The 14,191-nt window shown below is 62.4% G+C and carries 14 protein-coding genes and 1 pseudogene; 8 read left to right on the top strand and 7 right to left on the bottom strand.

All coding sequences use genetic code 11. The features are described 5' to 3' along the window. Positions 1 to 27 precede the first annotated feature (27 nt). Positions 28 to 310: pseudogene (locus DCG74_RS36785) on the top strand (aconitase family protein); the annotation flags it as partial. A gap of 91 nt (positions 311 to 401) precedes the next feature. After that, complete coding sequence (locus DCG74_RS36780) at positions 402 to 557, top strand: hypothetical protein (protein ID WP_246708923.1); 156 nt, start codon at positions 402 to 404, stop codon at positions 555 to 557. Between the two features lie 9 nt (positions 558 to 566). On the opposite strand, the gene DCG74_RS36775 is transcribed toward DCG74_RS36780, so the two are convergent. Together DCG74_RS36775 and DCG74_RS36770 are read right to left on the bottom strand one after the other, a co-directional pair. Beyond that, the gene (locus DCG74_RS36775) at positions 567 to 1,346 is read right to left on the bottom strand and encodes a crotonase/enoyl-CoA hydratase family protein (RefSeq protein WP_172787608.1); all 780 of its coding nucleotides are present in this window, start codon (positions 1,344 to 1,346) and stop codon (positions 567 to 569) included. A gap of 15 nt (positions 1,347 to 1,361) precedes the next feature. Further along, positions 1,362 to 1,850 carry a tautomerase enzyme gene (locus DCG74_RS36770; protein WP_172787607.1) on the bottom strand — a complete coding sequence of 163 codons (489 nt, stop codon included), beginning with the start codon at positions 1,848 to 1,850 and terminating at the stop codon, positions 1,362 to 1,364. A gap of 122 nt (positions 1,851 to 1,972) precedes the next feature. Between DCG74_RS36770 and DCG74_RS36765 the strand changes: the two genes are divergently transcribed. After that, entirely contained in the window at positions 1,973 to 2,563 is a 591-nt protein-coding gene (locus tag DCG74_RS36765) for a TetR/AcrR family transcriptional regulator (protein WP_246708912.1), read from the top strand. A 37-nt stretch (positions 2,564 to 2,600) separates the two neighbouring features. Here the strand turns inward: DCG74_RS36765 and DCG74_RS36760 are convergent, their stop codons facing one another. The 3 genes from DCG74_RS36760 to DCG74_RS36750 form a co-directional block, all read right to left on the bottom strand. Continuing rightward, positions 2,601 to 3,581 carry a tripartite tricarboxylate transporter substrate binding protein gene (locus DCG74_RS36760; protein WP_172787605.1) on the bottom strand — a complete coding sequence of 327 codons (981 nt, stop codon included), beginning with the start codon at positions 3,579 to 3,581 and terminating at the stop codon, positions 2,601 to 2,603. Positions 3,582 to 3,709: 128 nt separating this feature from the next. Beyond that, a complete protein-coding gene (locus DCG74_RS36755) occupies positions 3,710 to 4,495 on the bottom strand; it encodes a 2-keto-4-pentenoate hydratase (protein WP_172787604.1) in 786 nt (261 codons plus the stop codon). Between the two features lie 5 nt (positions 4,496 to 4,500). Beyond that, the gene (locus tag DCG74_RS36750) at positions 4,501 to 6,252 is read right to left on the bottom strand and encodes an acyl-CoA dehydrogenase family protein (protein ID WP_172787603.1); all 1,752 of its coding nucleotides are present in this window, start codon (positions 6,250 to 6,252) and stop codon (positions 4,501 to 4,503) included. A 146-nt stretch (positions 6,253 to 6,398) separates the two neighbouring features. On the opposite strand from DCG74_RS36750, the gene DCG74_RS36745 reads away from it, so the two are divergent. The 5 genes from DCG74_RS36745 to DCG74_RS36725 all read left to right on the top strand — a co-directional run bounded on the left by DCG74_RS36745 (position 6,399) and on the right by DCG74_RS36725 (position 12,835). After that, on the top strand, positions 6,399 to 7,334 hold the full coding sequence (locus DCG74_RS36745) for a LysR substrate-binding domain-containing protein (RefSeq protein WP_172787602.1): 936 nt from the start codon (positions 6,399 to 6,401) through the stop codon (positions 7,332 to 7,334). Between the two features lie 326 nt (positions 7,335 to 7,660). Further along, positions 7,661 to 9,364, top strand: a complete 1,704-nt coding sequence (locus DCG74_RS36740; protein ID WP_172787601.1) for a methyl-accepting chemotaxis protein — start codon at positions 7,661 to 7,663, stop codon at positions 9,362 to 9,364. A 177-nt stretch (positions 9,365 to 9,541) separates the two neighbouring features. Further along, on the top strand, positions 9,542 to 10,753 hold the full coding sequence (locus DCG74_RS36735) for an ABC transporter substrate-binding protein (protein WP_210268413.1): 1,212 nt from the start codon (positions 9,542 to 9,544) through the stop codon (positions 10,751 to 10,753). A 40-nt stretch (positions 10,754 to 10,793) separates the two neighbouring features. Continuing rightward, on the top strand, positions 10,794 to 11,246 hold the full coding sequence (locus tag DCG74_RS36730) for a VOC family protein (protein WP_172787599.1): 453 nt from the start codon (positions 10,794 to 10,796) through the stop codon (positions 11,244 to 11,246). 5 nt (positions 11,247 to 11,251) lie between these two features. Continuing rightward, a complete protein-coding gene (locus DCG74_RS36725; RefSeq protein ID WP_172787598.1) occupies positions 11,252 to 12,835 on the top strand; it encodes an AMP-binding protein in 1,584 nt (527 codons plus the stop codon). Between the two features lie 187 nt (positions 12,836 to 13,022). Here the strand turns inward: DCG74_RS36725 and DCG74_RS36720 are convergent, their stop codons facing one another. After that, a complete protein-coding gene (locus tag DCG74_RS36720; RefSeq protein ID WP_172787597.1) occupies positions 13,023 to 13,295 on the bottom strand; it encodes a hypothetical protein in 273 nt (90 codons plus the stop codon). 165 nt (positions 13,296 to 13,460) lie between these two features. Next, positions 13,461 to 14,189 (bottom strand): SOS response-associated peptidase, encoded by a 729-nt coding sequence (locus DCG74_RS36715; protein WP_172787596.1) that lies wholly within the window; start codon positions 14,187 to 14,189, stop codon positions 13,461 to 13,463. Positions 14,190 to 14,191: the final 2 nt, after the last annotated feature.

Here is a 14,191-nt window from a genome sequence, read left to right as displayed (position 1 = left end):
CGCGGAGGTTCGAGCCGGTTTCGCCTACCGGGAACAGCCGCAGCAGAGCGTTATCTGCAGCGCGTCGGCCTGCTCGCCGATCTGGAAACGCTCGGCTTCGGCATTGTCGGCTATGGCCTGCATCGGCAATTCGGGCTGCTCGCGCCCGCCATGGCCAAGGCCATGCAGGCTCGCGAGCTCGCGAAATCGCAATTTTCCAGGTCGCGTGCACGGCCAGATCGAACTTGCGTTTCTGGCATCGCCCCCGCTCGTGGTCGCCTTTGCGCTCGCCAGCGACGTAGGTCGCGCCATCGCCCGCAATGCCGCCGGGATAGACATCCGCAGGACCTGGACCTCCGTCCGGACGATAGCATCGAGATCGAGGCTCCGGCGGAGGCGATCCCCCCCCCCCGCGCGCAATCTTGGCCGTGCGTGTCCTGCCGAACGGCGTGGAAACCGGACGGTTTGTCGCGACGGCCGCGATCGAAACCAATCTGGAATGCGCAATTCTTCGTGCAGGTGGCTTGCTGCCGCTCATCCTGCGCAACGCCATGTCTCATTCCGGCATCGAACGCTGACGCGGTCGTTCACCGGCCCTGAAAGACCGCCGGCCGCCGTTCGATGAAGGACTGGATGCCCTCGCGCGCGTCGGCGCTCTTGAGAACGCGATCCCGGATCATCGGGATGCAGGCAATCGCAGCCGCTTCGCCCTGCTCGATGTATTTCGCAGCCGCCTCCTTGGTCGCTTGAATACCAAGCGGTGCATTCCGGGCGATGGTCGCCGCGATCTCCAGGGCGCGGGCGATCTGCTGACCGGCCGGCACGACCTCCTGGACGAGACCGATCTCACGAGCACGCTGTGCGGTGAATTCATCACAGAGGAAGAGGTGGTACATGGCGTTGCCCCAGCCTGCGCGGGACAGGTAACGGAAATGCGCACCGCCCAGCGGCGCGATGCCGCGCTTCGCCTCCATCTGGCAGAACCGGCTGTCGTCAGCAGCGACCACGATGTCGCCGGCCAGCATCAGCTCGATGCCGACGGTATAGACGATGCCCTGCGTCGCCGTCACGATCGGCTTCCTGCAACGCTTGCTGAGGCCGAAGACGTCAACATTGCCTTCCTTGATGTTCCGCTTCTCCGCGTTCGGGCCGAAAAACTTCGGCATGTCGAGACCCGCGGTAAAGTCCCTACCTTCCGCGCAGATCACACCGACCCGGTAGCTGTCTTTGTTGTGCAACTCGGTCAGAGCATCCGAAAGCTGGTCCATCATTGCTGGCGAGAAGGAGTTCTTCTTCGCGGAGTTGTCGATGATGATCTTCAGAATGTGATCATGCGCCTCGGTGCGGATCGTGCCCTCGGTTGTCATTTCGTAGCCTCCTGTTTATCGATCGTTCTTGATCGCAAGTGCGGTACGGATGGCTGCGGCCCGCTCTGGCGGGAAAGCTGCCGCGCCCTCCTGCAGGATATCGAGGAACGACAGCACACCGCCGCGTGAGCCCCAGTTGCCCTCTTCGATGATGCGGAAATTGACCCACCAGCCCGGAGGCGGCTCCTTCAGCTCGCAAGCATCCGCGAGAGCCCTGAGAACGTTGCGAATGACCGCAGCTCGGTCTTCTCGTGTCCAGCAGCAGTCCATCACCACGACATCCACCACCATGACGTCTCTTGGCTGGTCAGACAGCAACTCTCCGCCGTTGGCCATCATGTCGAGCGGGCGCTCGAGGAAATGCACCTGGTAGCCTCGACGCGCCTGCGTGACGAGCCGGCCGACCTCCGGCACCAGCACGGCATCCGTCAATGTTTTGGCCAAGACTCGGCGCTGCTGCCCGGTCAATCGACCCTGCGGGGTCATCACATGGATAAACGTCATCGCGATCTCGGGCGCGGGGTTATATGTCACGTGACATAGCCACGCAAATACTCGCTATGTCAACTGGCATATTGTACAATCGGGGTTCGAGGTGCCCGATGACGTCCGATACGAGAGCGAAAATGGTGGCCGGGGCCGCCGACCTGATGAGCCGCCGCGGCGTGAATGCGACCAGCGTGCGGGAAGTCGTGCGTCACACCGGCACGCCGCGCGGATCGATCAGCCATCATTTCCCCGGAGGCAAGCAGCAGCTGATTGAAGATGCCATTGTCTTTGCAGGCGCCCAGGTCAGCGGTCCCCTGCGCCATCTCACCAGCGAACGCGGTGCCATGGCCGGCTTGCGCGCCTTCATCACACTGTGGAAGAAGACCCTCGAGCGCACAAATTATCAGGCGGGATGCCCGATCCTGGCAGTCGCCGTCGAAGAATACATTTGCGATCCCGTCGACAAGGATGGCGTCGGCGAGCAGGACGTACAGGACCGCCTGCTCGATCTCGCCCAGAGCATCTTTGCCGACTGGCAGCAGATCCTGTCCAGTGCGCTGAGGCGCGAAGGTCTCACGGCATCGCGGGCGCGGCGGCTTGCGACGCTCGTCGTCGCGTCCGTCGAGGGAACTGTCGCAATGTGCCGGGCCGCGCGGAGCGCCGAGCCATTGGACGAAGTCAGTCACGAGCTCGAATTCGTCTTGAAGGGCGCAATCGAAAAACTATAGCGAACCGCGCCCGGTTTCAGGTTTAGCGAAGCTGGCCTCAATCAATCCGCAATGCGATCGAGTTGATGACGTCCCGCCATTTGGGAATTTCCTGCGCCATGAACTTCCCCAAATATGCCGGGCTATTCGACGGCGCCGGGATAATGCCTTGCGCTTCGAGAATGGGCTTGATCGAGCTGTCATTCATGGCGCCGACGAAAGCCGCATTGAGCTTTTCGATGATCGGCTCAGGTACGCCCTTCGGCGCGACGACGCCGAAGAAGACGCTGACGTCGAAACCTTTCAAGCCTTGCTCGTCGAAGGTCGGTACATCAGGCAAGACCGGCGTCCGCTCGATCGTCGTGACGCCGAGCGCGCGAAGGAGTCCGGCCCTGATGTGAGGGGCGGAGACGAAGATGTCGGCGAAGCTCATCTGAACCTGGCCTCCGATCAGATCGTTGATCGCAGGCGCGCCACCACGATAAGGCACGTGCAGAATATCGGTTCCGGCGGCGGCGTTGAACATGACCCCAGCGAGGTGAGTGGATGCCCCATTGCCGGACGAGGAGAAGCTCAACTTGCCTGGATTCACTTTCGCATACGCGATCAACTCCTGCACATTCTGCGCCGGCACAGAGGGGTGCACCGAGAGCACGTTGGGCATTTTGCCGATCATGATGACCGGATCGAAGCTCTTGATCGGATCATAGCTGAGCTTCGCGTACAGGTTCACATTGATGGCAAGCGGGCCCGATGTCCCAAACAGGAGGGTATAACCATCGGCCGGCGCGTTTGCGACGTAGTCGGCACCGACATTGGCGCCGGCACCGGCGCGGTTCTCGACAATGACGGGTTGGCCGAGCTTGGCTCTGACGCCCTCGGCCAGAGACCTCGCCAGCGCGTCCGTCGGTCCGCCGGCCGCAAAAGGCACGACGAATTTTATCGGTCGCTCGGGAAATTCCGCCCTCGCCACCGCAGGCGTGGATAGCGCGATGGCCGACGCAAGCAGTAATTTGCGGCAAAGACCGATCAAGCCCATTGGCTTCTCCCATCCCTCGAGGCAAGGCTGGCGCCATGCTGTTTCCAACTCTTCGCCGGTTGGTGTGGCGAGATCGTCACGCCGCACGTCCGACTGTTGTTTTTGAAAAACTCGTCGGTTCGATCAGATCACGCGTACGTCACTGTCACCTTGCCGAAGGGCCCGAAATCAGCGACGAACGTCTCGCCGGCGTTCGGCCTCAACATTCCCGTCACCGTGCCGGTGCTGATCATCTGCCCCGCCTTCAGGCCGATGCCGGTCCGGGAGAGTTCGTTGGCGAGCCAGGTCACAGGCACGATCGGATGGTCCAGCGCGATCGCCGCACATCCCTTCCGCCTCAGTGTCCCGTTGCAGGTCAGGACAACTTCCTGGCCGGCAATGTCCCTCTCCCGCCAGTTCTCGATCGACGGACCATACGCGATGGTCCCACTGCCGGCCCCATCTGCAAGGATCGCGGGCAGAGGTGGAAACGCGGCGTCGTGGACGAAGCGGCACTCGGCCAGTTCTACGCCAGGATGCAGTGAAGCGATCGCTTCCTCGACTTCTGCCATGCTGTAAGGCGCTTCACGCGGCGGAAGATCGGCCCCGAGCACCGCCTGGTATTCGACTTCCGGAATGGGACTGCACTGGCGTGCATGCTCGACCGTGACCGGCGATGGCTTGATCAGCGGAACGTAGACCCGACCATAGATTGGCGAGTCCGTGCGCAATTCCCGCTGCAGCCCTTCCTTCATGGCTGCAATCTTCCAGCCCGCGAGGTCCCAGCCGAGCTCCTCCTCGACCATACGCGCGATGCGATAGGCGGTCGGCTTGTCGGGCGGCACGAGACGCTGGTCGAGGCCGCTCTGCTGGCGCCCTTCGCGGCGCAGGGTTGCGAGCAGGCGGGCAAGCTCGCGTTGGGCCAACAGATCCATCGCGATTACCTCACCAGCAGCGCGGCCGCGCGCGATAACTGCACCGGCGCATCATCCAGCAGCAAGTCGATGGCCTCGTCCTCCCAGCGCTGGCTCTCCAGATTCAGCGTGTTCGGCTCTTGCAAGCGGTGCTCCAGCACGAAGCGCGCCAACAGCAGGCGGCGGGCATCGCCGCCGGTCGCGCCCAGGCGCAGGCCCTCCTGGATGAACAGCGCGGCGGTGACGGCATGATAGAGCTTGCCCGCGGCGGCACGGCAGAAGCGCTCGTTCTCTGGGCTTGCAGCGACCTCTTCCGCGAAGCGCATGGCACTATTGATAGCGCCCTCAAGCCGCGTACGGAATTGACCGGGAACGCCCTGCATCTCGGCGAGCCGAGACGCGAGATCGTCGCGCAGGGCGGCCTGCGCGCCGACCTTTCCCACTGCGCGCTGCACGGCATCGAGCGCATTGATATTGCTGGTGCCTTCCCAGATCAGGCCGAGATGGGCGTCACGCACTAGCCGTGCGTTCGGCCAGTCCTCAATGTAGCCGTTGCCGCCGCGCGCCTCCATCGCACCGGTTGCCACCGTGACATTGTCGCGGCAGGCGCGGTATTTGACGACGGGCGTCAGCAGCCGCAGCACCTTCTCCGGCGCGGTTGCCGAATAGAGCAGCGCCGAAAGCGCCTGCTCGGTCGGCACCATCAGTTTCAGGAGCTGTCGGCGCATCAAGGGATGATCGACCACCGCGCGGCCGAAGGCATTGCGGTGACAGGAGGCCTGAAGCGCCTCATTGAGGCAGCGCCGCATCATGCCGGCGGCACGTGCCAGGTGCGACACGCGGCTGGAGTTCACCATCACCAGCATGTGCTTCAGGCCCTGATCGAGCTCGCCGAGCTGATAGGCAACGGCGCCATCGAACACGATCTCACCGCTTGCCATGGTGCGGCTGCCGAGCTTGTCCTTGAGACGTACGATGCGATAGGCGTTCCGGCTGCCATCCGGCAGCGTCTTCGGCATCAGGAACAGGCCGAGACCGCGCCCGCCGACCGGCGCGCCCTCCGGCCGTGCCAGCAACACGGCAAGCTCCGCATCGGCATTGGAGCAGAACCATTTCTCACCATAGAGCTTCCACTGCGCGCCATCGCGCACGGCGGTCAGTTCGGCCGCACCGACATCGGAACCGCCGGCCTTCTCCGTCATGAACTGCGCGCATTTGAGCAGCGTGGCCGGATCCTGGCTCCACATCCGCGCAAGATATCGCTCATGAAGCTCCTCGCTGCCGAAGCGCCGGACCAGCTCCGAGGAGCTGTCAGTGAGGTTCACCGGACACAGCAGGCCGAACTCGGCCTGGGCGAACAGGTAGTGAAACACGTATTTCGCGATCGGCGGCATTGCCGAGGGCCAGCCCAGCACACCACCGCGGTTGCACATCGCGTGCATGCCGAACTGTCCGAACGCGATCCGCTCCATATCGCGATAGGCCGGGTGATACTCGACCCACTCTTCATCGCGGCCATAACCGTCGCGAGAATGCAGCACGGGCTGATGGCGCTCGGCCTGATCGGAAAGGTCGTACAACGTGCTCCCGGCCAGCATGCCGAGCTCTTGAAGATGCGGCTCTAGATGAGCCAGCAATGGCGCGTTCATGTAGAGGGGAAGCAGATCCCGAACGCTCTGGTCAATGACAAAGTAATTCAGCCCACGGCAGGTGGGCGCCAACGCCTTCGAGCGCCCGGACGACGCTTCGCGACGCGCCAAACCGGCATGAACGGTCATGAGCTTCCTCTCCGGACGTGCGTGTCTTGGCCGGGCGGACCCGGTCCATTTTCCGGGTATGACTTGACAGCGCTCCGCGCAAACGACTTCTTGGGTGGGAGCCTTGAGCCAAACTCAAGGCTCCCTTATCCGCGGGGCGCACGATCATGGCTTCACGACGACTTCCTCCACTCCATGCCGTGCGGGCATTTGAAGCGGCGGCACGACATCTGTCGATCACGCGCGCCGCCGACGAACTGAACGTGACGGTCGGCGCCGTCAGTAGGCACGTCCGCGCACTCGAAGTACGAATGAACACAGCGCTGTTCCTGCGGGGATCGCGGGGCCTGGTCCTGACCTCCGCCGGCAAAGCCTTCGCCGATTCCGCGCGCGAAGCGCTGGACCGCATTGCCGATGCGGCCGAAGGCCTGCACTTGCGGCAGTTCAGGCGGCTGTCCGTCGGCGTGTACGGGTTCTTCCTGTCGCGTTTTCTCCTGCCAATATGGCCCAGCCTGAAGGCAGCGCATCCTGAGTTGGAAATCGACCTTCACACCAGTGCGAACCCCGTGGACCTTCTTGCCAGCCGCTACGATGCCGTCATCGCCGTCTCAGACGGGACACCCAGAGCGGGATTGATAACCCGACCTCTGCTGCCGATTGCCACAGTACCAGTCTGCTCGCCAACCCTACTGAAGGACGGCACGCTGGACTTCACGTCCGTTCCGCTGCTGCATAACAGACCGCGGCCGGACGACTGGCGCCGCTGGCTCGACCATGCGCAGCTTAGTAAGGTGCCGGTCCGCGGCGGAAGCAGCTTCGAGAACCTTGGCCTCGCCGTCGAAGCTGCGGCCGCCGGTCTCGGCGCCGCCGTCGCGATTGAGAGCCTACTCGATGTCGATCTTGCGCGGCTTAATCTCGTGAAGGCGCATCCTCTCGTCCGGCCGACGCGGCGTCATTTCGTTCTCGAATACGAGCAGCGCATGGCGGACGACCCGGCCGTTGCGGCATTTTCAACTTGGCTGTGTAATTCCTGCAAACAACAGGCCGGCAAGAAAACACCGAACAGAAAGCCCGTACGAAAGGGTGTTCTGATTGGGCGTTGAGTTTCGCTCAAAGGGCCCCGAAAAGATCTGGTTTCCCGTCTGTACCGGCTCCGCCGCCTTCATCAGCGGGCTGGCACACGAACGTAGTGCAATCTCCAAACCCGGCCGCTCGTGCCCTCAGCTTCGGGCGCTGTGGTCAGGCTTGGCCAACAATCCCCAAATCGCGCGATCAGCTTTCGCGATTCGAGAACAATTTACCTCCACTTAATTGCGGCGGCCCAATCTCGATACCAGCTCCTGAATGCCGCGTGAATGGCAATGTTGCATTGTCAGCATACTTTCGCGTTAGCGCTCCCAAGTAACACCTGCCTCTCAAGGAGACTGATATGTGGCTCGCCGTGCTACGCCGGTTCAAGCTCTCGATTGGCCTCAAAATTTATGCACTGATCGGTTTGTGCTTCATTGGCCTCGTCGGAGTTACGGCCTTCAACTTCTTCGAGTTTAGCGCCGGGCTAAAGCAGCAAAAACAGCTCGAACTGCAGCACCTGACGGAGATTGCGCTGAGCGTCATAGCTGATGAACATACTGTCGCAGTGAAGAACGGTATCCCAATCGCCGACGCGCAGAAGCGAGCTTTGGAACGCGTCTCACAGCTGCGCTATGGCAGCAACGAGTTCTTCTTCGTCACCGATATGACACCACGCGTGCTCCTGCAACCGTTAGCGAAAGAGCTGATTGGGCGGGACGTGTCCACGTTCAAGGACAAGCGCGGCAAACCTGTCTTCGTCGAATTCGTCGATGCCGTCCGGAACGCGGGTCACGGCGTCATCGATTATGCTGCACCAAAGCGCGGCTCTGACGATGCATACCCCAAACTCAGCTATGTAGGCGGCTTCGCCCCTTGGAACTGGGTGGTCGGCACAGGCGTCTACATTGACGACCTCTCAGCGCAAGCATGGGCTTCGACGTTGCGCTCTCTAACAACCGCCGGCGTTGTCATGCTGATCACACTTGCGGTCTCGGCGCTAGTAGCGCGTGGCATCACTAACCCGCTGAATCGCATGACGGCCGCCATGAAGTCTCTTGCCGGCGGCTCACTCGATATCGACATCCCTGGCACTACTCGCGGAGACGAGATCGGCGAGATGGCCGAGGCTGTCGTCGTGTTCAAGAGCAACGCGGTAGCGCGTCGGGCGCTCGAGGCAGAACGAGAAGAGACAGAGGCACAGGCGGCTGCGCGGCGCAAAGCGGACATGTACAAGATGGCGGCTGAATTCGAAGGGGCCGTCGGAGAGATCGTCGACACCGTCTCGTCAGCCTCTTCGCAGCTCGAAAAGTCTGCCCGCACGCTGAGCGACACGGCCGCACGAGGCGAGAATCTCACGATCGCGGTCACGATGGCGTCCGCAAACGCGTCGACCAATGTTCAATCTGTGGCCGCAGCTACGGAGGAGATGGCCTCCTCAGTCACCGAGATCAGTAGACAGGTGCAAGAATCGGCTCGCATGGCCAACGAAGCGGTCGAACAGGCTCGCCGAACCAACGAAAGGGTGAGTGAGCTGTCGAAGGCAGCAAGCCGTATCGGCGATGTCGTCGAACTAATCAACAGCATTGCCGGCCAGACCAACCTTCTGGCGCTCAACGCCACGATCGAAGCCGCCCGTGCCGGCGAGTCCGGGCGCGGCTTCGCCGTGGTCGCCGCTGAAGTTAAGGCGCTCGCAGAGCAGACCGCCAAAGCAACTGACGAGATCGGGCAGCAAGTCGTCGGGATTCAGACAGCGACGCAGGAATCCGTCGGCGCGATCAAGGCAATCTCGGGCACGATCGTGCAGCTGTCCGATGTTTCTTCGGCGATTGCTGCCGCCGTCGAGGAGCAGGGCGCTGCGACTCAGGAGATTTCTCGGAACGTCCAGCAGGCCGCCCACGGTACCAAGGAGGTCTCCGCCAATATCAGTGACGTGCAGAGCGGCGCGACCGAAACTGGCGTGGCGTCCTCGCAAGTGTTTCAGGCGGCGAAGCGACTTTCCGACGACAGTAGCCGCCTTAAACAAGAGGTTGCGAAATTCCTGACCAGCGTCCGTGCTGCGTAGCGGGCGCATGCTATTGCTGGACAGCAAGAAGGCAGCAACAGGAAGCCTGTGCGCAAGGGGTGAACCTGACTGACTGTTGAGTTGCACTCAAGGGGCACCGAAAAAACCTCGTTTGCAAGGCCGAACCGGCTCTGACACAGACCCCGTCATCACGTCCTGATCATGGGGGAATGCTGGATGAGGCTGCTATTCGGACTGCTCGTCGCGGGACTGGCAACCGGGGCAAGCGCCCCAGTTCGCTCGCAGATCTCCGGCGACGTGGTGAGGATCGGCGTGCTGACCGACATGTCGGGCATCGTCTCCGATGCCACAGGCGAAGGCTCGGTCGTCGCCGCACAACTGGCTGCGGAGGAGTTCGGCAACCGCGTCGCCGGCAAGCCGGTCCAGATCGTCTTCGCGGACCATCAGCTCAAGCCAGACGTTGGCGCCAGCATTGCGCGCAAATGGTTCGAGCAGGAGGGCGTGGATGCCATCGCCGACGTTCCGAACTCGGCCGTCGCACTCGCGGTTCAGGAGGTCGCCCGGTCCCGGTCCCGCGTCATGCTGTTCTCCTCGCCCGGGACGACGGCGCTTACCAACCAGTTCTGCTCCCCGACCAGCGTGGCCTGGACCTTCGACACTTACGCTCTTGCCCGTGGAACGGCCAAGACCGTGGTCGAGGGTGGCGGCAAGACCTGGTACTTCGTAACTGCGGACTACGCTTTCGGTCATCAGCTTCAGAAGGATGCCAGCGCCGTCGTTCAGGCCAACGGCGGCAAGGTGCTTGGAGCCTCGGCGCACCCGCAAGGGATCACCGATTTCGCGTCTTTCCTTCTGCAGGCGCAGGCTTCCAAGGCCAACATCGTCGGACTCGCGAACGCCGCCGGGGATACGGTCGCAACCATCAAGCAGGCCGAAGAGTTCGGCCTGACGGCGGGCGGACAGAAGATGGCCGCGATGCTCCTTCTGCTCACCGACGTCCACTCGCTCGGCCTTCCGGCAACGCAAGGCACATTCCTCACGACTCCCTTCTATTGGGATCTCAACGAACAAACCCGTGCCTGGTCGGAGAAGTTCGCGGCACGCCGCAAAGGGCAGCGGCCGACCTTCATGCAGATCGGCGTCTATGAGGCCGTGCGTCACTATCTGCAGGCCATCGAGGCAACCGGCTCGGACTACGCAAACAGCGTGATCGCGAAGATGCGTGCAAAGCCGATCGAGAGCGCCTTCACACACGGCGCCATGATTCGCGAGGACGGCCGTGTCGTTCGCGACATGTATCTCGCCGAGGTCAAGGCCCCCAAGGAATCCAGGGGCGAGTGGGATCTCTACAAGATTCTCCGCACGATCCCGGCCCAGGACGTCACCATTCCGCTGACCGAGAGCACCTGCCCGCTCGTGAAGCGCTGACATTACATCCATCATCCGACTTCAACATCCGAGGACGACAATGACGACACCCGAGAGCGAGTGGCAATATCCTTACGGCACCAAGCAGCGTTACCACCTCCAGCACGTGCATCTGTTTGCCTCCAACGTCGACGCCACCATCGACTTCTACAAGAAATGGTTCGATGCCGAGGTGATGTGGGATGGCGACGTCGCCGGAGCGCGCAACGTCTTTATCAAGGTCGGCATCGGTGCGCTGCACCTCTACGACCAGCTCCCGCGCGGCGAAGGCAAGAATGCTGTTCATCATCTCGGCATGCAGGTGGTCGGGATCGACGAGCTCTACGACCGCATGAAGGCCGCAGGCCTGCATATTCCCAATCCCATTCGCCGCCTGGGCGGAGGTGGCGGCTATTTCATGCTCGGCGCGCCCGACGGCGTCGTCATCGAAATCTTCGAGCCGGGCAAGCTGCGCGAGCCGGTGGTCCGCAGCTACTATGGCTTCGGGGGTTGAGGCCCATGGAAACCGCTCCTCCGTTCGATACTGTCGCCGACCTCGTTGCCGCCCAAGCTTTGGGGACGCCAGACAAGACGGCCCTGACATTCGTGGACGTGGCGGCTGACGGCACTTATCGAACGGAGGAGCGCTTCTACGCCCAGTTGGAAAGAAACGGCGCTGCGCTCGCGCGGCGTCTCGCGGCGCTCGGCCTTCGGCGCGGCGACACGTTCGCGCTGATGATGGCCAACCACCCGGAATTCGTCGAGGCCATGCTGGCCGCCGCAATGCTGGGCGCGGTCTTCGTGCCGATCGATCCCCGAACAATCGGCGAGAAGCTGAGCTTCATGCTGTCGCATGCCGAGTGCCGCGGCGTGATCTGCTCAGCCGAATGTGCAGCCGCCATTGCCGACCTCGGAGGCAACGACCTCTCCTGGGCCGTGATTCTTACCGACCAAAGCGCTTGGCCTGCCTCGATCGCGCGGATGAACCTGGCTTACGGGGACGTCTTGACGGAAGACGGATCCAGCAACCGCGTCGGCGTTTCACCGGCCGATCCCATGATGCTGATGTTCACGTCGGGCACGACGGGCAACCCCAAAGCCGTCGTGATATCCCATGGCGCCTATATGAGCCGCGCCCGCGGCATGCACGGCATCGAGCTCAATGCCGATGATGTGCTCTACACAGGCCTTTCGCTGACGCACATCAACGCCCAGGGCACGCTTCGCATCGGCCTGACGGCAGGCTTGCCGGTTGTCATCAGCCGCAAGTTCAGCAAGCGGCATCTGTGGCCGATCTGCCGGACATTCGGCTGCACCATGTTCAACATTCTCGGCGGCATGATTCCTGAGATCTACAGCATCCCGGAAGCGCCCGACGATGCGAGGAACCCGGTCCGGCTTATCATCAGCGCCGGCATGCCGCCCGACCTCTGGACAGAGTATGAGCGCCGCTATGGCGTGCGGATCTGCGAGATCTACGGCTCGACCGAAGGCGGCGGCGCCCTCACCAACCCGCCAGGATTCGGACCGATCGGAAGCCTGGGCAAGCCACCCCCAGAGCTCGAAGCAGCCGTATTCGACGACGACGGACGGCGCTGCCCAGCGATGCGGCCCGGAGAGCTGCGCTTCCGGCGCAAGGATGGTGTGCACATCAAGACCACATACTTCAGAAATCCGGAGGCGAGCGAGGCAAAGGTTGTCGATGGCTGGTTCCGCACCGGCGACGTTGTGCACACAGATGAAGACGGCTGGTTCTTCTTTCACTATCGGATCGGTGGTGGCGTTCGGCGCAATGGCGACTTTATCAACACAACGCTTGTAGAGGCAGCTCTGATCAAGTCGGGCCTGGTCTCCGACGTCTTCGTTTACGGCGTCGCGACGTCACAGAACGTGGCGGGAGAAAAGACCCTGGTTGCAGCCGTGGTCCCGCGCACAGCTGATTTCAACAGGACCGCGCTCCGCGCATATTGCAGCAAGGCATTGCAGAAGCGGGACATACCCGAGATTATTCAGGTCCTCGACGCGATCCCGAAAACGATCTCCGAGAAGCCGATCGAGCGGGCCTGCATCGAGCGGTTGCGAGAGAGCGGCCTAATAGATTGATAAGACCGCGAAGCCGGAAAGGCGCATTGGGGTCGCACAAGGCGACCAAACCAGGCGCGATGGTCGCGGGGTGTAGTGGCGTGGTCGCAACCGTTGCCGGCTAGACTGATAAGGTTTGTGTAATTTCCCTATCAGTCCACAACTAATTCCATCGCCGCCACGACATTCGCCGTCCGGCCGTCGCAGCTTAGACCAAGTCCTCGGGCGGACACTCGGGGCAAGCGTCGCCGACGGTATCCAAGAGTTCTGTGATCGCACCTGTGGCTTCGTCGGGAGACACGCCCGCCGGCGGATCCCGACGAGCGATATCATAGGCGCGATCGCGGGCGTGCGGGTCAGCTCGATCCTGCATCCAGCCGTGTTCCTCGCATTCGCGGATGGCGCCGACTTCCTGCAGCACCGAGGTCGCCCAGCCGCGCAGCGTCCGGATCGCCGGTCTTCTCCATTTCGTCATCAGCATCGAGATCGTTCCCGCGGAACGAATCCTTGCGGCGCCCGCTTCGTTCCGAGCGACTAGCACAGAGCAGGGATTCGAAATCGCTAGAGCTGCCGCTTGTCCACGTGTTCCGCCGGCATATGCACAGCCGCGAATTCCAACGCGCCAGCAGCTTGCTATGGCTTGCGCTCAGGAGGCGGACGCTGGATCTTCCTTCTCGCCCTTGGCGACGATCGTCAGGGCTCCATCGGGCAGCGGCCGCTGTAGCGCCTTAGCCTCGTCCCAAGGGGCGCGCATCCAGGCGTCGTACTCCTCGGGCATCGTCAGGATCACCGGCATCGCCTTCGGGTGGACGCGGCCGACTTCAGCGTTGGGCTCGGTAGTGAGGAATCCGAACACGTCGGTCGTGACCTCGCCCTCCTTGGCCTTTCGAACCGATGTCCAGTTCGTCCACAAGCCGCCGAACGCAAGCAGCGGCCGGCTCTCGTCCGCGGCGAACCAGACCGGCACCTTCTTGCCGTCAATGGTGTCGTACTCGCTGAACGAGGTGAACGGCACCAAGCAGCGGTTCTCCGGACCAAGCCACCGCTTCCAATGTGCGCTGTTCACGTTGCGGATGTTGGTCGTTCCGCCATCCGGCTCCATTCGGAGTAGCTCCTTGAAGTCGACGGGCTTGCCCTTCGCCTCTAGTTTCTCTGCTCGCTTCTTAGTCGCGTCCATGAGCGCCTTGGCGGACGACGGCATGCCCCACCGCGCCATGACGACTTCCCGCCCCTCGGCTGCATTTCGGACAATCGGCGCCGGATAATCGGGAAAGATGCCGGGCATGGACGGCAGGTTGCCGACCTGGCTGTTCAGCGCGCCGAACAGGCGGCGGATCGCTTCGACGTTTTTTGTCATGGAGTAGAGATTGCACACGA

This window comes from Bradyrhizobium sp. WBAH42, assembly GCF_024585265.1.
Lineage (GTDB): Bacteria > Pseudomonadota > Alphaproteobacteria > Rhizobiales > Xanthobacteraceae > Bradyrhizobium.
Note: the sequence above shows the minus strand (reverse complement) of the source record. Positions and strands in the feature narration are given on the sequence as shown.

Bases quoted from the DNA above. Each gene is read 5' to 3' on its own strand.
- DCG74_RS36765 (WP_246708912.1), top strand. From the start codon at position 1,973: ATGGTGGCCGGGGCCGCCGACCTGATGAGCCGCCGCGGCGTGAATGCG.
- DCG74_RS36755 (WP_172787604.1), bottom strand. From the start codon at position 4,495: ATGGATCTGTTGGCCCAACGCGAGCTTGCCCGCCTGCTCGCAACCCTG.
- DCG74_RS36750 (WP_172787603.1), bottom strand. From the start codon at position 6,252: ATGACCGTTCATGCCGGTTTGGCGCGTCGCGAAGCGTCGTCCGGGCGC.
- DCG74_RS36775 (WP_172787608.1), bottom strand. From the start codon at position 1,346: ATGACAACCGAGGGCACGATCCGCACCGAGGCGCATGATCACATTCTG.
- DCG74_RS36725 (WP_172787598.1), top strand. From the start codon at position 11,252: ATGGAAACCGCTCCTCCGTTCGATACTGTCGCCGACCTCGTTGCCGCC.
- DCG74_RS36730 (WP_172787599.1), top strand. From the start codon at position 10,794: ATGACGACACCCGAGAGCGAGTGGCAATATCCTTACGGCACCAAGCAG.
- DCG74_RS36770 (WP_172787607.1), bottom strand. From the start codon at position 1,850: ATGACGTTTATCCATGTGATGACCCCGCAGGGTCGATTGACCGGGCAG.
- DCG74_RS36735 (WP_210268413.1), top strand. From the start codon at position 9,542: ATGAGGCTGCTATTCGGACTGCTCGTCGCGGGACTGGCAACCGGGGCA.
- DCG74_RS36740 (WP_172787601.1), top strand. From the start codon at position 7,661: ATGTGGCTCGCCGTGCTACGCCGGTTCAAGCTCTCGATTGGCCTCAAA.
- DCG74_RS36745 (WP_172787602.1), top strand. From the start codon at position 6,399: ATGGCTTCACGACGACTTCCTCCACTCCATGCCGTGCGGGCATTTGAA.
- DCG74_RS36720 (WP_172787597.1), bottom strand. From the start codon at position 13,295: ATGCTGATGACGAAATGGAGAAGACCGGCGATCCGGACGCTGCGCGGC.
- DCG74_RS36760 (WP_172787605.1), bottom strand. From the start codon at position 3,581: ATGGGCTTGATCGGTCTTTGCCGCAAATTACTGCTTGCGTCGGCCATC.